Source organism: Gordonia phthalatica (assembly GCF_001305675.1).
Classification (GTDB): domain Bacteria; phylum Actinomycetota; class Actinomycetes; order Mycobacteriales; family Mycobacteriaceae; genus Gordonia; species Gordonia phthalatica.
Genome location: NZ_CP011853.1, coordinates 3,177,857 through 3,198,772 on the forward strand (window position 1 = coordinate 3,177,857; position 20,916 = coordinate 3,198,772).

A 20,916-nucleotide genomic window follows, 5' to 3' on the forward strand; every position below is an offset into this window, starting at 1 on the left:
CGCTACATTCCCTTGACGCGCCGACCGACGATCCGCTCCACCTCACGCTTGGCGGTGCGTTCGGCGATGTCACGTCGCTTGTCGTGCGCCTGCTTGCCCTTGGCGAGCGCGAGCTCCACCTTGGCGTAGCCGTCGGAGAAGTACATCGACAGCGGCACCAGGGTCAGGTTGCCGTCTCGCAGTTTGCCGATGAGCCCGTCGATCTCGCGACGATGCATCAGCAGTTTGCGCTTCCGGCGCGGCGGGTGATTGGTCCAGGTGCCGCTGCCGTATTCGGCGATGTGCACGGCGTTGAGCCACACCTCGCCGTCGTCGACCGTCGCGAAGGCATCGACCAGGGACGCCTTGCCCTCGCGGAGCGCTTTGACCTCGGTCCCCTGCAGGACCATGCCCGCCTCGTAGGTGTCGAGAATCGTGTAGTTGTGCCGAGCCTTGCGGTTCGTCGCAATCACCGACTTACCTTTTTCCCTGGGCACGGCCGACCTCCGAATCTGTCAAGTGTTGATGGTCATTCACGAACGTAGACGCGCAGGGTCCCGTACGCGGTGACGCCGGCGAGCACGATGCCCGACAGAACCAGCCACGGCGAGACGAACCACACGTCCGCGGACGTGATGCGCGCCAAGATGTTCACACCGTAGAGCTCTTCGAGCGCTTTGTCGAAGAAGAATAGCTTCGCGAGGAACAGGCCGCCGATCGCCAGCAGCGCACCGACAACCGCGGCGATCACCGCCTCCAGCAGGAACGGCAGCTGCGTATACCAGCGGGTGGCGCCGACCAGTCGCATGATCGACACCTCCGTCCGTCTCGTGTAAGCGGCGATCTGAACGGTGTTGACGATCAGCAGGATCGCGGCGATCGCCAGGATCGCGGCGATCGTGAACGCCGCGTTCCGCGCACCGTCGAGCACGCTGAAGATCCGCTTCACCAGTTCGCGTTGGTCGAGGACCCCGTCGACGCCCTCGGCGCGCGAGAACTTGTCCAGCACCGCGCCGAAGCGCTCCGGATCGGCCATGCGGACCCGCAGCGCACCCTGGTACGCCTCCTTGCGGATGAAGTCGGCGAGTTCGGGCGACTCCTTCTCCCACGACTGCTTCGCCGTCTCGAAGGCCTGCTCCTGGCTGATGAAGGTGACCGACGCGACGCCCTGCTCTGCTTCCAGGTCGCCGCGCAGCGTGGTGCACGGTGCCTCGAGGCAGTTCGGATCCTTCGCCGTGACGGCGTCGTTGATGAAGAACTGCATCTCGACGCGGTCGAGGAAGATCTTCTGACTCTGATTAGCCATCTGGATGACGAGCAGGCCGCCGCCGAGCATGCCGAGGGTGATGGCCGTGGTGAGGACCATGGCGATGGTCATCGTGATGTTGCGACGGAATCCGTTGAGGACCTCGCCGAGGATGAAATTCAAACGCATGAGGTGCTTTCAGCCGATTCCGTAGACGCCGTGCTCGTCGTTGCGGACGAGCTTCCCGTTGTCGAATTCCAGGACGCGTCGCCGCATCGCGTCGACGATGTGGCGGTCGTGGGTGGCCATGACGACCGTGGTGCCCCCGCGATTCACTCGATCGAGGACTTCGACGATCTCCTCGCTGGTCTCCGGGTCCAGGTTGCCGGTCGGCTCGTCGGCCAGGAGCAGCGCGGGCCGGTTGACCACGGCGCGGGCGATGGCGACACGCTGCATCTCGCCGCCGGACAGCTCGTGCGGCATGCGATCGGCCTTGCCCGCCAGTCCCACGTATTCGAGGGTCTGCGGGACGGCCTCGCGGATCGTGGAGGCGGGCTTCCCGATCACCTCGAGGGCGAACGCCACGTTGGCGGCGACCGTCTTCTGCTGGAGCAGCCGGAAGTCCTGGAACACGCACCCGATGGACTGCCGAAGCTTCGGGACCTCGCGATTGCGGAGCTTGTTGACGTGGAAGTCGCCCACGTAGACGTCCCCGGCCGTCGGCCGGTCCTCCTTCAACAGCAGGCGGAAGAACGTCGACTTGCCCGAACCCGAGGGCCCGATCAGGAAGGCGAACTCCTCCTTCTCTACCTCGAGGGACAGATCGTCCAGCGCGGGTCGCGAAGACGCAGCGTATTGCATCGTCACGTTCGTCAGCTTGATCACGACAGCCAAGTGTACTGACGAGTCGGGGTCACGGGCGGCCGCTGCCGGTGGGTGTCGTCGTCGGTGCGACGCTCGTCTCGTCCGTCGGCGTCTGCGGTTGGAACGGGTTCGGGAACAACGGGCGGTTCGTCTCCGACGTCGTCGTCGGCGACGATCCCTCGGTTGCTGTCGGGGTCGACGACGTGGTCTCCGGGGTGCTGGTCGGCGTCTCGGAGACGGTCGGGGTCGGCTCATCCGTCGTGGTCTGGCTCTGCTGCACGTTCCGGACGGGCTGCTTCACCGTCTCCGGGTAGTAGTGCTGCGAACTGAACGCGTAGAACACCGACAGTGCGATGAAGGCGACCACCAGCACCACCGTCGTCGTCCGCACACGGGTCTTGTAGACGTGTCGCATCCGGCGAGCCAGCTGCCGCAGCGCCGTCGGCTCGGGCTGCCGGTCGTCCTGCGGAGTCTCCTCGTCGCTCATCCGTCGCTCCGTTCACCCTGCTCGGCCGCGGCCTCGGCGACGGTCTTGCCGACCTGATGCGGCACCGCCTGGACGAAGATGCCGTGCCGGGCGAGCCCGTAGACGACGTCGCCGCGCAGGGCGCGACCGACCTCGAACTGCTGGCCGGGCAGCGTCCGCGCCACCATGCGGACGGTCGCCGAGTCGAGCTCCAGGTTGGTGATGCCCAGCGGGGTGGGCGCGTCGAGCAGCAGGCGCCGCCACTTGTCGTTCTCGAAGAAGGTCTGTCCCACTTCGCGCAGGGTCGCGTTGACCTCGTTGATGTCGGCGTCGAGCGGGATCGGGATGTCGACGACGGCGCGCGCCCAGTCCTTCGACAGGTTGGTGGCCTTGATCATCTGCCCGTTCGGCACGATGATCAGCTCGCCGTCCGTGTTGCGCAGGCGGGTCACGCGGAGGGTGACGTCCTCGACGGTGCCCTCCGCGGCCAGGCCGCCGGTGACCGACAGGTTCACCACGTCGCCGTAGCCGTACTGGTGCTCGGCGATGATGAAGAAGCCGGCCAGCAGATCCTGCACGACGCGCTGCGCACCGAAGCCGAGCGCGGCGCCGACGACAGCCGACAGGCCCACCAGGCTGCCGCCGGTGATCCAGTTGCCGAGCACGTTGATCAGCACGACCACCGCGGTGAGCGCCACCAGCGTCCAGGTCACGACCTCCACCAGCGCCCGCCGATGCTTCATGTCCTCGGATTGGACGATCGCGTCGCTCGACTCGAACTGCCGCACGACGTGCGTCCCGTACCGGGACGCCACCCACCGCAGGAACCGGACGACGAGGACGCCGCCGATGATCCACAGAACGATGCTGACGAATTCGACGGCCAGCCACCGCTCGAACTGCCGCAGAAAGACGGGGAGGCCGAGTTCGTCGACCAGGTACGTCACGTTCATCGCGACACGATCACTGATGGTCCTCGTCCATGCGCCATCGGATGCCGGCCTCGATGAACTGGTCGAGGTCGCCGTCGAGCACCGAGGACGGGTTGTTGCTCTCGACGTTGGTCCGCAGGTCCTTGACCATCTGGTACGGGTGCAGCACGTACGACCGCATCTGATTGCCCCAGCTGGCGCCGGTGTCGCTCTTGAGGGCGTCCATCTGGGCGCGCTCCTCGAGGCGCTTGCGCTCCAGCAGCTTGGCCTGCAGGACGCGCATCGCGGAGACCTTGTTCTGCAGCTGACTCTTCTCGTTCTGACAGGTCACGACGATGCCCGTCGGGATGTGCGTCAGGCGAACCGCGGAGTCGGTGGTGTTGACCGACTGTCCGCCGGGGCCGGACGAGCGGTAGACGTCCACCTTGAGGTCGTTCTCGTCGATGTCGATGTGGTCGGTGGTCTCGACGACGGGCAGGACCTCGACCTCGGCGAACGACGTCTGGCGCCGGCCCTGGTTGTCGAAGGGACTGATCCGCACCAGGCGATGCGTGCCCTGCTCCACCGAGAGGGTGCCGTACATGTAGGGCGCCTTGACGGCGAAGGTCGCCGATTTGAGGCCTGCCTCTTCGGCGTAGGAGGTGTCGTAGACCTCCACCTTGTGGTCGTGCTGCTCGGCCCAGCGGATGTACATGCGCATCAGCATCTGCGCCCAGTCCGCGGCGTCAACGCCGCCGGCGCCGGAGCGGATGTTGACGAGGGCCTCGCGCTGGTCGTACTCGCCGGCCAGCATCGTCTTGACCTCCATGGCCTCGATGTCGCGGCGGAGCTCCTCGCGCTCGGCGTCGGCGTCGGCCGCAGCGGCGACGGCGGCGTCGCCCTCCTCGGCGTCGACGAGCTCGTACAGCACGGGCAGGTCGTCGAGGCGCGACCGCAGCGACGTGACCTTGCGGAGTTCGGACTGCGCGTGCGAGAGGTCGGATGTCACCTTCTGCGCGTGGTCCTGGTCGTTCCACAGGTCGGGGTCGGACGCCTGCATCTCGAGCTCGTCGATCCGACGACGGAGCTCCTCGAGGTCCATCACCTTCTCCACGGTCGTCAGAGTGGCGTCGAGCGATTCGAGGTCGGAGGAAACATCAGGCTGCACGGAATACGAGGTTACCCGAGGGCGCCGAACCGCCAGGAGGACTCCACCTTGCCGGGGCGGTAGACGACGGGCAGATCCGCTCCGATGCCAGGCGACGGTTCGGTCGAGCCGAGAACGAGTCGACCGTAGACGTCGGTCGGCGCGGTCTGCGGACCGAGGATGGTGCCCGAGATGGTGCAGTAGCGGTGACCGTTCTTGTCGGGTGCCCCCTCGGAGCCGACTCCGGTGACCGTGAGGGTCCCGCCGACGAAGCCCGACGCTGCGTCCGCGCTGCCGCCGAATCCGCGACCGCCGTTGCGTCGCATCACGATTGCGACGATCGTGGTCGCCACCAGCAAGATGAAGACCACGGAGATCCAGAGAGGCATGCGCAGGAGTGTACCGCGTCGATCAGGTGCTCACGCTTGGACTTTCGACGCGCACCACGGTGGGCGGTAATCTCGTCTTCCGTGGCTATGAACTCCGACGCCGGACGCGGCGCTGATCTCCAGTTGGCGCTGGCCTTGGCCGACGCCGCCGACCGTCTGACGTCGAGCCGATTCGGCGCGGTGGACCTGGTCGTCGATTCGAAGCCCGATCTGACTCCCGTCTCCGACGCCGACCTCGCGTGCGAACGCCTCCTGCGCGACACCATCGCGCAGGCCCGGCCGGGCGACGCCGTCCTCGGCGAGGAGTTCGGCGGCGATCCCCTCCTCGAGGGACGGCAGTGGGTCGTCGATCCGATCGACGGCACCAAGAACTTCGTCCGCGGCGTCCCGGTCTGGGCCACGCTCATCGCCCTGCTGGAGGACGGCGTCCCGGTGGTCGGCGTGGTCAGCGCCCCGGCCCTGGACCGTCGCTGGTGGGCTGCCGAGGACCTCGGCGCCTTCGCGTCGCATCGCGGCGGCGCCGAGCGACCGATCCGTGTCTCGAAGGTCGACGAGACGGCCTCGGCCTCCCTCGCCTTCTCCAGTCTGTCCGGGTGGGCCGACCGCGGTATCCGCGAGAACTTCATCACTCTGACCGACGAGGTCTGGCGCGTCCGCGGGTACGGCGACTTCTACAACTACTGCCTCCTCGCCGAGGGCGCGGTCGACATCGCGGCCGAGCCCGAGGTGTCGCTGTGGGACCTCGCCGCCCTCGACATCGTCGTCCGCGAGGCCGGCGGCCGGTTCACCGGACTCGACGGCGAACCCGGCCCCGGTCGCGGCAGCGCGGTCGCGACCAACGGGTTGCTGCACGACCGCGTGCTCTCCGCACTGCAGGGCTGATCGGCAGTCCCGGGACCTTCGACGGGATTCCGCGCACGTCACACCGTCCGCGAGTAACGTCCGAATCGGAGCGACCACTCGGGCCGCGAGCCGAACATGCGGAGGCGTCATGAGCAACGAAGTGAAGATGATCGTCCTGTCGACGGACAACCTCGACGAGTCGATCGAGTTCTACAGCGGGACGTTGGGCATGGCCCTGAAGTTCCGCGACGGCGCCCACTTCGCGGCCCTCGACGGCGGCGGCATCACCGTCGCACTGGCCACCTCCGTCGACCATCCGATCCACGGCCAGGTGGTCGTCGGCATCAAGACCGACGACGTCGACGCCGCGGCGAAGGCGGTCGAGGCCAGCGGCGGCGGCATCGTCACCCAGGCGTACAACGATGCGCACGAACGTCGCGCCGTCGTCTACGACAACAAGGGCAACGGTCTGGTGTTCTACAGCCCGCTGCCGAAGCAGTAGCCGGCCCCACTCTTATGCCGTATTCCTGTCCCCCATTCGGGGACAGGAATACGGCATAAGCATTTCTGCGACCTACAGATCGGTCGGTACGCCCTCCTCCAGGACCGTGAACTCGGTGCCCGCGGGCTTCATGTCGTCCAGTCGCGCGTTGTGGATGGCGCGGCCGGGATCGGACTGGATGCCCTGGTGGATCGGGAAGGCGACGCGGGGCGCGACGGCACGCAGGTAGTCGACGGGCTCGCTGAGTTTGAGCCACGGCGCCGCGGCGGGCAGCGCCAGGACGTCGATCCTCTCGAACGGGATGTAGAGACTGTCGCCGGGGTGCATGAACGCCCCGACGCGGTCTGCGGTGTCGACCACGTACGAGATGTTGTCGACCACCGGCAGCTCCGGATGGATCACCGCGTGCCTGCCACCGGTGCCGCGCACCGTCAGGGCGCCGATCGTCACGGTCTCGCCCGGCCCCATCACCGCCCATTGCCCCGCGTCGCCGCGCTCGGCGCGCTGCGCTGCCGTCTGCGGATCGGCGTAGCGGACGGCGTCCGGATTGGCCGCGACCAGGCCGGGCAGCGCGGCCGGGTCGGCGTGATCCGGGTGCTGATGGGTGATCAGGACGGCATCCAGGCCGGTCAATTCATCGAAGCCCGACGAGAGGTTGCCGGGGTCGAAGAGCACGCGGGTGCCGTCGTGCTCGAGCAGTACGCAGGAGTGTCCGAAGTGTGTGACGCGCATGCCATCCAACGTAGCCACGGGTCAGTTCGGCCACATGCGTGACAAGGTTCTTACCGAGGAGTAAGGTTTGGACTTACTAAGGAGTAAGAAACTGAGCTCCACGGATCCCTTCCGCTTCGAGAATCTGGTGAGGAAATGACCACGAAAACCGAACCCCGCGACACATCCTCCGTCGGTGCACAGCCGCACAAGCTGAGCCCGATCGGCGCCGCCATGCGCGTGCTGACCACGATCACCGGCTCCGAGCTCGCTGAGAAGTACAAGCTGCGCGAGCCGATCAACCGCGTCGCCTACGAGGCCACCAAGACCGGCTTCAAGACGCTCGGCGCCGCGAACCGCGCGTTCTCCCAGGTCGCAGGAAGCGGAAAGCCGCAGCGCCCCGCCACCGGATCCAAGGGCTTCTTCAATCTGAACCCCGACGAGGAGCAGGAGATGATCGCGGAGACCGTCCGCGACTTCTCCACCGAGATCCTCCGTCCGGCCGCCTACGACGCCGACCACGCGGCGACGACGCCCGAGGACATCATCAAGCGCTCGGCCGAGCTCGGCATCACGATGATCAACGTGCCCGAGGCCTTCGACGGTGCCGCCTCCGAGCGCGGCGTCGTCACCAACGCGCTGGTCGCCGAGGCGATGGCCTACGGCGACATGGGCCTGGCGCTGCCGCTGCTCGCTCCGAGTGGCGTGGCGACCACCCTGACCAACTTCGGCAGCGACGGCCAGCAGAAGACCTACCTCCCCGACTTCGCCGGCGAGAACGTCCCGACCTCGGCGGTCGTCATCGCCGAGCCGCGACCGCTGTTCGACGCCTTCGACCTGCAGACCAAGGCCACCCGGGTGCCGAGCGGCTACCGCCTGACCGGCGTGAAGTCGTTCGTCCCGGCCGCGGGCAGCTCCGAGCTGTTCATCGTCGGCGCCCAGCTCGACGGCCGGCCCGCGCTGTTCATCGTCGAGTCCGACACCCGGGGCCTGTCCGTGGAGGCCGACCCCGGCATGGGTCTGCGCGCGGCGGGCATGGGCCGACTGGTCCTCGACGACGTCTCGGTCAACGCATCGGCGCTGCTGGGCGAGGTCGACGGCGACGAGGCCGCGGACGCGTACCGCGATGTGGTGCGTCTGTCGCGCCTGGGCTGGGCCGCTCTCGCTGCGGGCACCGGCAAGGCGATGCTCGACTACGTCATCCCCTACGTCAACGAGCGCGAAGCGTTCGGCGAGCCGATCTCGAACCGCCAGGCCGTGGCCTTCATGGTCGCGAACATGGCCACCGAGCTCGACGGCCTCCGCCTGGTGACCCTGCGCGGCGCCTCGCGCGCCGAGCAGGGCCTGTCGTTCGCCCGCGAGTCCGCCCTGGCCCGCAAGCTCACCATCGACAAGGGCCTGCAGATCGGTCTCGACGGCGTTCAGCTGCTCGGCGGGCACGGCTTCACCAAGGAGCACCCGGTGGAGCGCTGGTACCGCGACCTGCGCGGTGCGGGCATCGGCGAGGGCATCGTCGTCCTGTAGACGGTCGACGAATCAGAGGAGAACCAGACATGGCCATCAATCTCGAACTGCCCAAGAAGCTGCACACGACGATCGACCAGGCGCGCGACGCCGCCCTGCAGATCTTCCGCCCCATCTCGCGCAAGTACGACCTCGCCGAGCACGAGTACCCGGTGGAGCTCGATACCCTCGCCCACCTCTACAACGGTCTCGCGGCCGCAGGCCAGGCAGGCGCCGGCGCCGCCGGTGGTCGCGGGGACGCGAACAAGGAGCGCCCGGAGGGCTACAACGCCAACGGCGGCAACATGCAGTCCGTCCTCAACGCGATGTGGGCGTCGTACGGCGACGTGGGCCTGATGCTGTCGATCCCGTACCAGGGCCTCGGCAACGCCGCGATCGCCGCCGTCGCCTCCGACGAGCAGATCGAGGCGATGGGCGGCGAAGTGTGGGCGTCGATGGCGATCACCGAACCGAGCTTCGGCTCCGACTCGGCCGCCGTCACCACCACCGCGACCCGCGACGGCGACGAGTACGTCATCAACGGCGAGAAGATCTTCGTGACCGCGGGCTCGCGCGCCACGCACATCGTCGTCTGGGCGTCGGTGGACCGCAGCCTCGGCCGCGCCGCCATCAAGAGCTTCGTGGTCCCCCGCGAGCACCCGGGCGTGACGATCGTGCGGCTGGAGCACAAGCTCGGCATCAAGGCCTCCGACACCGCGGTGATCCGCTTCGAGGACTGCCGCATCCCGGCGACGTTCCTGCTCGGTTCACCGGAGGTGGACGTCAAGAAGGGCTTCGGCGGGGTCATGCAGACCTTCGACAACACGCGTCCGATGGTGGCCGCGATGGCCGTCGGCGTCTCGCGTGCCGCCCTCGAGGAGCTGCGCACCCTGCTCGAGGACGCCGGCTTGGAGATCGACTACGACCGTCCCGCCGCCGATCAGCCGGCCGCCGTCGCCGAGTTCATCCGCATGGAGGCCGACTACGAGGCCGCATATCTGCTCGCGATCCGTGCCGCCTGGATGGCCGACAACAAGATGCCGAACTCGCTCGAGGCGTCGATGTCGAAGGCCAAAGCCGGTCGTACGGGAACCGACATCACCAACAAGGCCGTCGAGCTGGCGTCGACCTTCGGCTACTCGGAGCGCTCGCTGCTCGAGAAGTGGGCACGCGACTCCAAGATCCTGGACATCTTCGAAGGCACCCAGCAGATCCAGCAGCTGATCATCGCCCGCCGCGTGCTGGGCAAGAGCAGCTCGGAACTGAAGTAGGCCCCGACCTCGATCAGGCAAGGCCTCCCGCTCACCCGGGAGCAGACGTCGACCCCGGTCCGCACCCGCGCGGACCGGGGTCGAACTGTGTCTGGCGCGTCTCCCGCGCTATCCGTTGTGATTCACGGAACCGTCGGTGTACTCTCAACGAACATTGTGAAATGAGATCGTTTCAACAAGGGGAACCGCATGAGAATCCACACCCGCATCGTCGTCGCGCTGGCCGCGACGGCCATGCTCGCCGCACCGCTCACCGCCGTGGGCGACGCCTCCGCCGCACCGTCGGTCTCGGTGGCACCCGCGCCGCTGCTACCGCTCCCCCAAGAACTCGATCCGTCCTTCTACCGGCCGTCACCGTCGAAGCTAGCCGCCGCGGAGCCCGGCGAGATCCTCGGTGCCCGCCGGATCACGCCCGCGAACCTCGGGCTGGTTCCGATCAACGTCGACGCCTGGCAGCTGTCGTTCCGCTCCACCGACACCAGCGGTCGTGCCATTCCGGCGGTCACCACCGTCCTCAAGCCGCGCGGCACCGCGAAGGGCCCGCGCAAGGTGATCTCGATGCAGATCGCCGAGGACTCCACCGCGGGATACTGCGCGACGTCGTACGCGGTGCAGCAGTTCAACGCCAGCTCGCTGCTCGGACAGGTGGTCGCACCGGCCGAGCTGCTCATCGCGCAGGGATTCCTCAGCCAGGGCTACGCCGTCGTCCTCCCCGATCATGAGGGCCCGAACCACGCCTACGGCGCAGGACCCCTCGGCGCGCGGATCACGCTCGACAGCCTCCGCGCCGTCAAGAACTTCACGCCGTCGACCATCACCGACGCCTCACCGATCGGCCTCTACGGTTACTCGGGCGGAGCCATCGTCACCGGCCACACCGCCGAGCTGAAGAAGTCGTACGCGCCGGAGCTCAACATCGTCGGTGCCGCGGAGGGCGGCGTTCCCGCGGACTTGAAGGTGGTCCTGCAGGCCGCCCAGAACAACGTCACCAGCGGCCTGGTCCTCGGCGCGGTACTCGGCCTCTCCCGCGAGTACGACTACTTCCGCACCTTCTTGAACCGCCACATGAATCCGGTCGGCAAAGCGGTGCTCGCGCTCAAGGGCCCGCTGTGCGTCCAGCACCAGGCCATGACCTTCCCGTTCCTGAACAACATCGGCTTCCTCGAGTATCCGGGCGGCGCTCTGCGCGCGCCGGCGGTCAAGCGCGTCTTCGACGACACTCGGATGGGCAAGACCGTCCCGGACATGCCGATGTACATCTGGAACTCGGCGCTCGACGAGATCATCCCGGTCAGCCAGGTGAACACCCTGGTGTCGAAGTACTGCCGAGACCCGCAGGCACGGGTCACCTACACGCGCGATCATCTGTCCGAACACGGCATCGCCGAGGCATCGGGAGCCCCGATGGCACTGCTCTGGCTCAAGGACCGGCTCGACGGGAAGCCCGCGACCGCCGGCTGTCGTACCAGCGATCAACTGACCATGGCGTCGGACAGCCGCTGGTGGCCCACCTTCTCGCGCGTCGTCGGAGACGATCTGGCCGGTCTGTTCGGGAAGGCGCTCGGCGCGGGCCGGTGAGTCGGGCACCCGGATCCACCGATCCAAAGCAGTGAACTGTCGTAAGACGGCCTAGCCTGGATGCGTGACAGAACCGAGGACGTATCGAGGCCGATCGATGGAGGATCGTCGACGCGACCGCCGCCGCCGGTTCTGCGAGTCCGCGGTCGAGCTCTTCGGGACGCGCGGTTACGCCGCGACCTCCGTCGCCACGGTCTGCAAGCACGCGTCGCTGTCGTCTCGACAGTTCTATGAGGAGTTCGACGACCGCGAGCATCTGCTGCGTACGGTCTACGACAACGCCGAGGACGCAGCCAGTTCCGCCGTAGTGCAGGCGGTCGGTGAAGCGCTGGCGGTGGCGACCAGCATCGACTCGGTTCTCGAGTCCGGGATCAAGGCCTTCGTCGACTACTTCAGCATCGATCCGCGCCTCACCCGGATCTGTTTCGTCGAGGCGGTCGGCGTGAGCCCGGCTTTCGAGGAGCATCGCGCTCAGCGCCGGGTCCGCTGGGGTGAGTCGCTGGCCGGGATCGCGAACGCAGGCGTCGAGCGGGGCCTGATCTCGAACGGCACCGACCCGCTCCTGTGGACCGGATTCATCGGCGCGGTGAACGCGGTGATCGTCGCCCAGGTGAATTCCGACGACCTCACCCCCGACGACACCCTCCGGGTGATGCGCGCCCTGCTGCGCCACGGCGTTCTCGGCTGATCGAATCCGGCGCCGCGACCGTCGCACTCTTCCTAAACTGGGCGGGTGACCACCTCCCAGCGAGTCTGGCGCGGCGCGCTCGCCGTCGTCACCGTCGCACTCGGCGTCCTGCTGATCCTCCGCCCGTTCTCGAGCGTGCCGTGGGCGGCCGCGGCCCTGGCCGTCGGACTGATCGTGGCGGGTGCCGTCGACCTCGCCGACGCCGAGGTCCGTCGCAGCCCGCTGCGCCTGGCCGCCGCGATCGCGATGCCGATCGTCGGCATCGTGCTGCTGGCGTGGCGGGGACTGTCGGTCTTCGCCGTGGCAGTCGCGGCGGCGGTGGCCCTGGTCGCCTGGGCGATCGGCCGGTGGGGACGAGCGCTGAAACGCGGGCCCGGCTGGTGGGCGGATGCACTGCTCGGCGTCGCAGCGATCGCCGCCGCCGTCCTCGCGATCTCCTGGCCCGGCGTCAGCATCTTCCTCGTGATGGGAGCCCTCGGCATCGCCTTGATCTGGCGCGGCGTCGGCGCCCTCATCGGACTGTTCCGCAGCCCCGACCGCACGCCCCGCGCCCACGTCGCCCTCCGAACGATCGGTGCGGTGGTCGCGGTCGTGGTCACCGTGCCGCTCACCGTCGCGACTTTCTACGTGCGCGGCACCGCTCCCGAACCCGGCGCCTTCTACTCGGCGACGCTCCCTTCGAACGCGAAACCGGGGACCCTGCTGAAGTTCGAACCGACGACGCAGGGCGTCCCCGACGGCGCCCGAGCATGGAAGATCCTCTACACCACCACCCGCGGCGACCGACCCGCACTCGCCAGTGGCACCGTCCTGGTTCCCACGGCGCCCTCGACGACGCCCCGACCGGTGATCGCCTGGGCGCACGGCACCAGCGGGATCGCCGAGAACTGCGCCCCCTCGATGATGGCGGCGCCGTTCGCCCACATCCCAGGCCTCGCGCAGGTGGTTCAGAACGGTTGGGTGCTCGTCGCCACCGACTACATCGGCATGGGGACACCCGGCCCGTCGCCGTACGTGATCGGCGACGGGGAAGCACGGTCGACGCTCGACTCGGTCCGCGCCGCACGAGCGCTGCCCGGCATCGCGATGGCGCCGCAGACCGTCGTCTGGGGCCACTCGCAGGGCGGTCACGCCGCACTGTGGACCGAACTGCTGGCGCCGTCGTACGCACCGGACGTCGGCGTCGTGGCGACCGCCGCACTCGCTCCGGCCTCCGACCTGAGCGCGTTGGCCGTCGGCATGGAGTCCATGGCCGGCGGTGCACTGCTGGCGTCCTACGTCCTGGCCGCCTACGACGCCGCGTACCCCGACGTGCATTTCAACGACTACCTGAAGGTCCAGGCACGACTGCCGATCCGCGGCATGGCGGAGCGCTGCCTGTCGTCGCTCGCCATGCCCGTCTCACTCGCCGAGGCGCTGATCCTCGGCACGGACTTCTACTCCCAGGATCCGACGTCGGGACCGCTGGGCGCACGACTGCTCGCGAACACCCCGAGCGCCCGTCTCCCCCACCCCACGTTCATCGCGCAGGGTTTGGCCGACGAGGTCATCTCGCCGTCGTCCCAGAACACGTTCGCCACGCAGCAGTGCCGGACCGGAAGCGATCTCGTCTACCAGACATATCCGGGGCTGGGACACATGACGCTGATCGACGACGAGTCGCCCGCCGTGGCCGCTCTGCTGTCGTGGACGCAGGCGCGGTTCGCCGGTCAGCCGCAGAGTCCCGCGTGCCCGACCTGACTGTCACCTGATCGAACCACCCTCGCGGCATGTCGTCGCCCCACCGTCCACCCGCTCCGTAAAATCGACGAATGTCGCTTTTCCGCTTCAGCCGCGCAATCCTCGCAGCTGGCGCACTCATCGTTGGCGTGATCCTGATCGTCCGCCCCTTCTCGACCCTCACCGCGCTCGCCGCAACGGCGGGGATCGCCCTGGTGATCGTCGGCGCCGCCGAGATCCTCCGCGGCCGTGACTACGCGAGTGCCACGGCGGCACCGGCCGGATTCCTGATCATCGCGACCGGCATGGTGACCGCCGCATGGCCGGGACTGTCGATCTCGACGGTGAGCATCATGCTCGGTGCCGGGCTCGCGATCTTCGGCCTGGCTCGTCTCGTCGACGCGATCCGCGGCACCGGCGCCGCCCGCGTCGCCGACGGGCTCATCGGCGTCAGCGGCGTGTGTCTGGCCGTCGTCGCAGCCCTGCCGGGTCTCACCCTCTTCGCGGTGTGCCTCGCGCTGGGCGGCGCGCTGGTGTGGTCAGGTGTCGCGGGACTGTTCTACAGCTTCGGACGGAGTGCCGGAGTGGTGCGACCCCAGGCCCCGCGCGTCGTCGCGGCGTCTCTCGCACTGGTCGTGACGGCCCCGCTGGTGGGCTTCGCCGTCGGCGGGTACTCGTCGCCACCGGTCCCCGGCGGGTTCTACCACGCAGCCGCCGACGGCGCACCCGGCACACTGCTGCGCGTGGAGCCGTTCAACGGAGACACCCCGCAGCACTCACGCGCCTGGCAGATCCTGTACACCACGCAGAACGAGGCCGGACGGCCCGCGGTCGCGAGCGGTCTCGTCATCGCTCCGGCACAACCGCCGACGACACCGTCAGCCGTGATCGCGTGGGCGCACACGACCACCGGCGTCGCACAGGACTGCGCACCGTCCCTGCGCGACGACCTGTTCACCGCAGGGCCGCGACCGGCGTTGGCCGGGGCGTTGGCTCAGGGGTGGACGGTGGTCGCGACCGACTACATCGGTCTCGGCACCCAGGGCCCGCACCCGTATCTGATCGGCCGCGCCGAAGCGCGGTCGGTGCTCGACGCCGTCCGGGCCGCACGATCGATCGACGCCCTGATCCTCGCGGACCGGACCGTCGTGTGGGGCGTCTCGCAGGGCGGGCACGCAGCGTTGTGGGCCGACGTGGTGCGGCCCGAGTATGCACCCGACGTTCCGCTCGCCGGCGTCGCCGCAGTCTCTCCGATGGCTGATCTGCGGGCCCTCGCGCAGACCCTCGACTCGTCATCCGGCGACCCGTCGATCGGCGCGTACCTGCTCAGCGCCTACGCCTCCGCCTACAGCGACGTCGACGCCGACGATCACCTGCGCGTGCAGGCACGACTGCCGATGCGCGAACTCGCCAAACGATGCCTGACGGCCGACCGCCGCGGCACCGGGCTGATGGTGGCGTTGGCCGTCGGCGCCGACCCGTACTCGGAGCCGCTCGATCACGGAGCCCTGGGACGGCGCTTGTCGGAGAACACTCCCGTCGGAGCCACCGGCACACCGCTGCTGGTGCTGCAGGGCGACGAGGATCGCATCGTCACACCAGCCGCGCAGGCGGGCTATGTGGAACGCCGCCGGGCGATGGGCGCCGCCGTCGACTACCGCACGTACCCCGGCCGCGGCCACGACGACGTCCTCACGTCCGGCCCCGCCGGCGTCGACGACCTGATCGCCTGGACCCGCGACCGCCTCGGCTGATCGCGGATCCGGGCGGCCGTCACCGACCGAGCTGCTCCACGAGCGCCTCCAGCACCGACATGTCCTCGATGGTCGACGGCACCGTGTACTCCTCGCCGTCGACGATCTGCCGCATCGTCTTGCGAAGGATCTTGCCCGACCGGGTCTTCGGCAGCGCCTCGACGACGGTGACGTCGCGGAACGTCGCGACGGCGCCGATCGCCTCGCGCACCAGCGCCACCAGTTCGGCCCGCAGGTCGTCCGCGCTGATCGTCGCACCCGACTTCAAGACCACGTAGCCGCTGGGCCGCTGCCCCTTCAAATCGTCGTGGATGCCCACCACAGCGCACTCGGCGACGGCCGGATGGGCCGCGACCACCGCCTCGATGCTGCCGGTCGAGAGCCGGTGCCCCGCGACGTTGATGACGTCGTCCGAGCGGCCGAGGACGAAGACGTAGCCGTCGCCGTCGATGTAGCCGGAGTCGCCCGTGAGGTAGTAGCCGGGGAACGCCTCCAGATAGGAGGAGCGGAACCGCGCCTCGTCCCGCCAGAGGCCGGCGAGCGTACCGGGCGGCATCGGGAGCTTGACCACGATGTTGCCCTCGGCGTCGGCACCCAGCCGGTTGCCCTCGGCGTCCACCACCTGGACGTCGTAGCCGGGAACGGCGACGGTCGCGGTGCCGGGCTTGAGCGGCATCGGCTCCAGGCCGCGCAGGTTGGCGACGATCGCCCAGCCGGTCTCGGTCTGCCACCAGTGGTCCACGACGGGGACGCCGAGCGTCTCGGTGCCCCACGCGAAGGTGTCCGGGTCCAGCCGCTCGCCGGCGGCGAAGAGCGTGCGGAAGCTCGACATGTCGTACTTCGCGAGCTCGGCGGCCTCCGGGTCCGCCTTCCGAATGGCGCGGATGGCGGTCGGCGCCGTGAAGAGCGCCGACGCGCGATGCTCGGAGATGACCCGCCAGAAGGCACCTGCGTCGGGCGTTCCGACCGGCTTGCCCTCGTACATGATCGTGGTGGCGCCCAGGAGCAGCGGCCCGTAGACGATGTAGGAGTGCCCGACCACCCAGCCGACATCGGAGGCGGTCCACCAGACGTCGTCCGGGCCGACGCCGTAGACGTACTTCATGGACCAGACCAGCGCGACGGCGTGCCCACCGTTGTCCCGGACCACGCCCTTCGGCTTCCCGGTGGTGCCGGACGTGTAGAGAATGTAGAGCGGATCGGTGGCCGCGACCTCCACCGGCCCGACGGCGTCGGCCGACGCCATCTGCTCGTCCCAATCCAACCAGCCGTGGTCGACGGCCGAACCCGGCACCTGCGCTCGGTCCTTGACGATCACGGTGGCCGGTGCCGACGCAGAGAGCGCGAGCGCGTCGCGCACCATCGGCAGGTATTCGATGACGCGTCCGGGCTCCAGACCGCCCGACGCGGTGACGACGGCGACCGGCTGCGCGTCGTCGATCCGCGTCGCGAGTTCGGGGGCGGCGAATCCGCCGAAGACCACCGAGTGGACCGCGCCGATCCGAGCACACGCGAGCATCGCGATCGCCGCCTCGGGGATCATCGGCATGTAGATGATGACGCGATCCCCCTTCGTGACGCCCTGCGCGGCGAGCACGCCGGCGAATCGCGCGACCTCGTCGAGCAGTTGCGCATAGGTGTAGGTGCGCTTCTCACCGACCATCGCCGAATCCCAGATCAGCGCGTCGCGGTCGCCGCGCCCGGCGGCCACGTGACGGTCCAGTGCGTTGGCCGAGGTGTTCAACGACGCGTCCGGGTACCAGCGGTAGATGGGCGGATTGGAGTCGTCGAGCGCACGGGTCGGCGGGGTGATCCAGTCGATCGCCTCTGCGGCATCCAGCCAGAAGCCGTCGGGATCGTCGATACTGCGCGAAAACGCGTCTGCATAGGTGGCCATACCGGTAACGCTAGCCACCGGGACCGTGACGGACACCACTTTTTCGACGTGGGTCCGCTCACAAACGCCGTCGTTTTGATTACGGAAAGATAACGGGAATATTCGCACTCTTACCTGCATATTTGCCGGCAAATCAGCGCTTGCAGGAGTTAGCACTTTGTGTCGGCGACCACATTTTCCGGCGTGACCTTTGCTTTTCCGACCCGTAGTGTCGCTTCAGTCCACGAACGCAGCCCGCTTAGGAGGGTCTGCGCCCAAGGAGGAAATCGCTCTATGAGCATCAAGAAGCTCGCTACCCGTACCGCCATCATCGGTGCCCTGTCCATCGCTCCCCTGACCCTGGCCGCCGGCGTCGCCTCGGCTGACAACGGTCACAACTGGGACGCTGTCGCACAGTGCGAGAGCGGCGGCAACTGGGCCATCAACACCGGCAATGGCTACTACGGCGGCCTGCAGTTCTCGCAGTCCACCTGGGAGGCCAACGGCGGCAGCGGCATCGCTTCGAACGCCACCCGCGAAGAGCAGATCCGCGTCGCCGAGAACGTGCTCGCCACCCAGGGCCCCGGCGCGTGGCCGACCTGCGGCGCGTACCTGTAAGACGTTCCGCGTGTAGAACGCTCCGCACCTCCCGCGAGGGAGTCGTGCTCCGGTGAGGCCGGTCGCTCTCGCAGCGACCGGCCTCACTGCATTCGACGCCCCGCCATCCCCGTCCGTCCTACTGTCGGAGATGAGACATGAGGAGGCGGAGAAGGATGTCGACCCTTTCATTCACCAGTCTCGGCGCCGCGGGCACCGTCACCGGTTCCAAGCATCTGCTGGAGCGCGACGGCCGCACCCTGCTGATCGACTGCGGGCTGTTCCAGGGGATCAAGAATCTCCGTGAGGCCAACTGGCGGCCGCTGCCGATCGACGCCGCCGCGCTCGACGGCGTCATCATCACTCACGCTCACCTCGACCACACCGGGTACCTCCCGCGGCTGATCCGCTCCGGTTTCCGCGGCCCGATCTACGCCACCCCCGCGACGCGCGATGTCGCCGAGATCATCCTTCGCGACTCCGCCCATCTGCAGGAGCGCGAGGCGTCACTGGCCAACAAGCACCGTTCGTCCCGTCACGACCCGGCACGGCCCCTCTACGACGTGGACGACGTCGAGCAGACCATGGATCAGTTCCACCCGTGCCGCACGGGCAAGTGGTTCAGTCCGGTGCGCGGTGCGCGGGCCATGTTCCGCGGCGCCGGCCACATCCTGGGCGCGGCGACCGTCGAGATCGACTGGGACGGCACCACCGTCGCCTTCAGCGGCGACCTCGGGCGCTACGACGATCCGCTGATGCGCGACCCGGAACCGATCCGCCGTGCCGACTACCTGGTGTCCGAGTCGACGTACGGCGACCGCGTGCGCGACGACGCCGATCCGGCCGCTGAACTTCTGCGGATCATCACCGACACTGTCGGTCGCGGCGGCACCGTCGTGATTCCGGCGTTCGCGGTGGGGCGCACCCAGGCGATCCTGTACCACCTGTGGATGCTCAAGAGCGACGGCCTACTCCCCGATGTTCCCGTCTACGTCGACAGCCCGATGGCGATCAACGCCGGTGAACTGATGCGGACGCACCCGTCCGCACACCGTCTCGATGCCGCTCGCACCGATGAGATGTTCGCGATCGCCGAGTACGTCCGCGATCCGGAGGCGTCGAAGGCGGTCTCCGCCGACCGGCGGCCGAAGATCGTGCTGTCGGCGAGCGGGATGGCGACCGGAGGCCGGATCCTGCATCACCTCCAGGCCTTCGCCCCCGGTGCGCAGAACACCATCGTGCTGGTCGGCTATCAGGCGGTCGGGACGCGCGGGCGGTCGTTGGGCGACGGCGCGCAGCATCTCAAGTTGTTCGGCGACTGGGTGCCGGTGCGTGCCCGCGTGGAGAACCTGCACATGCTGTCGGCTCACGCCGACTCCGACGAGTTGATCCGCTGGATGCGCGGTTTCGAGGAGGCTCCGCGACGCACCTTCCTGGTGCACGGTGAGCCGAATGCCTGCGAGTCGCTCCGCCACCGCCTCGACCACGATCTCGGCTGGCGCGCGTCCATCCCCAAGCAGAACCAGACGTTCGACCTGAGCTGAAGCTGCGACGCCTTCGGGTCAGCCCCAGGTCCCCGCCTGCTCGACGATGAAGCCGGCGACGATCACCGCACTGCCTCCGACCTCACCGACGATCAGCGCGACCATCGCCGCGGTCAGCACCGCGGGTGCCGGGTGGAACTGGTTGGTGGTGTCCTGCAGGGCGCCGTGCAGGCAGTACGACGCGATCGCGCCGACGAAGAAGACGATCACCACGGTCAACGCGATCACGTTCACCGCGGTCGACCAGGCACTGAACTGGACGAACGCCGCGAGCATCGCCGTCGCGAACGAGTACATCAGCGCCGCGCGGTGCGCGATGTCGACGTAGACGTGCGCCTGACCGTTCTCGCTGCGCATGATCTGGACGTACTTCCACACGCCGAGCAGCAGCGCCCACAGGAAGATGACGCCGGCTGCGATCAGGGCCAGTTGAGCGGCGACGGTGAGGTTCATGCCTCAATTCTGGCAGACCGACCACTCCGGCAGACCGGCCGCCACCTCATCGGCCGGGTCGTCGTGCGATCACCGATTCCAACGGTGACCGGGTCGCCACCCACGCACCGGCGTCCGGATGCACCCACGTCGCGAGCTCCACCGCGGCGCGCAGATCCGCGCGGAGGTCGCGACGATGGATCGGCTCGTGGTGCGCCGCGCGGTTCCGGACGATCGTCAGCGCCGTCAACCGCCGTTCGACGCCGCGTCGTCGTTCCCGCAGATCCCGGTATCCGTGTGGGAACGCCTTCCCGAGCGCCGGCACCCACAGCGAGGTGAGGTAGCGCTGCGCGGTGAGATACCGCCAGAAGCCGAAGCCCAGTTCGGCCACCACGTGGTCGTGGAAGCTGGTCGAGACGCCCCGTGCTTCCACCGCCCGCTCGGCTCGCTCCAGATCGGCGAGCCCGCGCGGTTCCAGCGGCACGATCTCCAGCCACGACGCCTCGCCCCGCAACCGAGCCCACCTGCCGAGTTGCACGTCCATGGCGTTGCGCACCACCACCTCCACCATTGCAACGGTCGCCATCGCCGCTGCAGAGACGACGGTGTTCCAGTCGTACAGTCGCAGTGCCGCCGGAAGATCACCCTGCGTCGCCTCCAGGTACGACCTCAGCCGCACCGTCGTCAGCAGCCTGCCCATCACGGCAGGGTCGGTCGACGTTGACATCCCCCATCACCCCCGTATCCTCGACAGAGGAAGACCCCGGAACGATCCCTGGCGCGAGCCACATCGCCGGGGTTACGTCCTCTCCGGGCACCTGCCCTTCGGCACCCGCCTCCTCGATCTGATGGCGCCAAGCTAGCAGCCACCTACGACATTTCCGGCGTACCGTCAC

21 protein-coding genes are annotated in these 20,916 nt (G+C 68.4%); 10 read left to right on the forward strand and 11 right to left on the reverse strand.

Annotated features, from left to right (window positions below; genetic code table 11):
• Positions 1-2 precede the first annotated feature (2 nt).
• Genes smpB through ACH46_RS14905 form a run of 7 tightly spaced genes read right to left on the reverse strand, consistent with a single transcriptional unit; the run spans position 3 to position 5,002 of the window.
• A complete protein-coding gene (gene smpB / locus ACH46_RS14875) occupies positions 3-476 on the reverse strand; it encodes an SsrA-binding protein SmpB (RefSeq protein ID WP_062393608.1) in 474 nt (157 codons plus the stop codon).
• Positions 477-508: 32 nt separating this feature from the next.
• A complete protein-coding gene (ftsX, locus tag ACH46_RS14880) occupies positions 509-1,414 on the reverse strand; it encodes a permease-like cell division protein FtsX (RefSeq protein ID WP_062393609.1) in 906 nt (301 codons plus the stop codon).
• Positions 1,415-1,423: 9 nt separating this feature from the next.
• Entirely contained in the window at positions 1,424-2,110 is a 687-nt protein-coding gene (gene ftsE, locus ACH46_RS14885) for a cell division ATP-binding protein FtsE (protein ID WP_062393610.1), read from the reverse strand.
• Between the two features lie 28 nt (positions 2,111-2,138).
• On the reverse strand, positions 2,139-2,576 hold the full coding sequence (locus ACH46_RS14890) for a hypothetical protein (protein ID WP_062393611.1): 438 nt from the start codon (positions 2,574-2,576) through the stop codon (positions 2,139-2,141).
• Positions 2,573-3,508, reverse strand: coding sequence for a mechanosensitive ion channel family protein (locus tag ACH46_RS14895; protein WP_062393612.1), 936 nt, complete (start codon positions 3,506-3,508; stop codon positions 2,573-2,575). The genes ACH46_RS14890 and ACH46_RS14895 overlap by 4 nt, the downstream gene beginning before the upstream one ends.
• Positions 3,509-3,518: 10 nt before the next feature.
• A complete protein-coding gene (prfB, locus tag ACH46_RS14900) occupies positions 3,519-4,634 on the reverse strand; it encodes a peptide chain release factor 2 (protein WP_062393613.1) in 1,116 nt (371 codons plus the stop codon).
• A gap of 11 nt (positions 4,635-4,645) precedes the next feature.
• Positions 4,646-5,002, reverse strand: coding sequence for a hypothetical protein (locus ACH46_RS14905; RefSeq protein ID WP_062393614.1), 357 nt, complete (start codon positions 5,000-5,002; stop codon positions 4,646-4,648).
• An 87-nt stretch (positions 5,003-5,089) separates the two neighbouring features.
• Between ACH46_RS14905 and hisN the strand changes: the two genes are divergently transcribed.
• Together hisN and ACH46_RS14915 are read left to right on the forward strand one after the other, a co-directional pair.
• On the forward strand, positions 5,090-5,884 hold the full coding sequence (gene hisN, locus ACH46_RS14910) for a histidinol-phosphatase (RefSeq protein WP_062393615.1): 795 nt from the start codon (positions 5,090-5,092) through the stop codon (positions 5,882-5,884).
• Positions 5,885-5,993: 109 nt separating this feature from the next.
• Positions 5,994-6,347 (forward strand): VOC family protein, encoded by a 354-nt coding sequence (locus tag ACH46_RS14915; RefSeq protein WP_062393616.1) that lies wholly within the window; start codon positions 5,994-5,996, stop codon positions 6,345-6,347.
• A 72-nt stretch (positions 6,348-6,419) separates the two neighbouring features.
• On the opposite strand, the gene ACH46_RS14920 is transcribed toward ACH46_RS14915, so the two are convergent.
• Positions 6,420-7,079, reverse strand: coding sequence for an MBL fold metallo-hydrolase (locus ACH46_RS14920; protein WP_062393617.1), 660 nt, complete (start codon positions 7,077-7,079; stop codon positions 6,420-6,422).
• Between the two features lie 135 nt (positions 7,080-7,214).
• On the opposite strand from ACH46_RS14920, the gene ACH46_RS14925 reads away from it, so the two are divergent.
• From ACH46_RS14925 to ACH46_RS14950, 6 genes are all read left to right on the forward strand, one after another.
• Positions 7,215-8,582, forward strand: a complete 1,368-nt coding sequence (locus ACH46_RS14925; protein WP_062393618.1) for an acyl-CoA dehydrogenase family protein — start codon at positions 7,215-7,217, stop codon at positions 8,580-8,582.
• A gap of 29 nt (positions 8,583-8,611) precedes the next feature.
• A complete protein-coding gene (locus ACH46_RS14930; RefSeq protein ID WP_062393619.1) occupies positions 8,612-9,832 on the forward strand; it encodes an acyl-CoA dehydrogenase family protein in 1,221 nt (406 codons plus the stop codon).
• A gap of 189 nt (positions 9,833-10,021) precedes the next feature.
• Positions 10,022-11,410 (forward strand): lipase family protein, encoded by a 1,389-nt coding sequence (locus ACH46_RS14935; protein WP_062393620.1) that lies wholly within the window; start codon positions 10,022-10,024, stop codon positions 11,408-11,410.
• Positions 11,411-11,474: 64 nt separating this feature from the next.
• The gene (locus ACH46_RS14940) at positions 11,475-12,098 is read left to right on the forward strand and encodes a TetR/AcrR family transcriptional regulator (RefSeq protein ID WP_062393621.1); all 624 of its coding nucleotides are present in this window, start codon (positions 11,475-11,477) and stop codon (positions 12,096-12,098) included.
• Positions 12,099-12,143: 45 nt separating this feature from the next.
• Positions 12,144-13,838, forward strand: coding sequence for a lipase family protein (locus tag ACH46_RS14945; RefSeq protein ID WP_062393622.1), 1,695 nt, complete (start codon positions 12,144-12,146; stop codon positions 13,836-13,838).
• A 71-nt stretch (positions 13,839-13,909) separates the two neighbouring features.
• A complete protein-coding gene (locus ACH46_RS14950) occupies positions 13,910-15,571 on the forward strand; it encodes a lipase family protein (protein ID WP_062393623.1) in 1,662 nt (553 codons plus the stop codon).
• Positions 15,572-15,590: 19 nt separating this feature from the next.
• Here ACH46_RS14950 and ACH46_RS14955 read toward each other — a convergent pair whose 3' ends face one another.
• Positions 15,591-17,468: a propionyl-CoA synthetase gene (locus ACH46_RS14955; protein ID WP_062393624.1), complete on the reverse strand. Its 1,878-nt coding sequence runs from the start codon at positions 17,466-17,468 to the stop codon at positions 15,591-15,593.
• 273 nt (positions 17,469-17,741) lie between these two features.
• On the opposite strand from ACH46_RS14955, the gene ACH46_RS14960 reads away from it, so the two are divergent.
• Together ACH46_RS14960 and ACH46_RS14965 are read left to right on the forward strand one after the other, a co-directional pair.
• Positions 17,742-18,065, forward strand: coding sequence for a transglycosylase family protein (locus tag ACH46_RS14960; protein WP_062393625.1), 324 nt, complete (start codon positions 17,742-17,744; stop codon positions 18,063-18,065).
• A gap of 155 nt (positions 18,066-18,220) precedes the next feature.
• Positions 18,221-19,588 (forward strand): MBL fold metallo-hydrolase RNA specificity domain-containing protein, encoded by a 1,368-nt coding sequence (locus ACH46_RS14965; protein WP_062393626.1) that lies wholly within the window; start codon positions 18,221-18,223, stop codon positions 19,586-19,588.
• 18 nt (positions 19,589-19,606) lie between these two features.
• On the opposite strand, the gene ACH46_RS14970 is transcribed toward ACH46_RS14965, so the two are convergent.
• Entirely contained in the window at positions 19,607-20,041 is a 435-nt protein-coding gene (locus ACH46_RS14970; protein WP_062393627.1) for a hypothetical protein, read from the reverse strand.
• A gap of 46 nt (positions 20,042-20,087) precedes the next feature.
• Positions 20,088-20,747, reverse strand: a complete 660-nt coding sequence (locus tag ACH46_RS14975) for a hypothetical protein (RefSeq protein WP_062393628.1) — start codon at positions 20,745-20,747, stop codon at positions 20,088-20,090.
• Between the last annotated feature and the right edge of the window lie 169 nt (positions 20,748-20,916).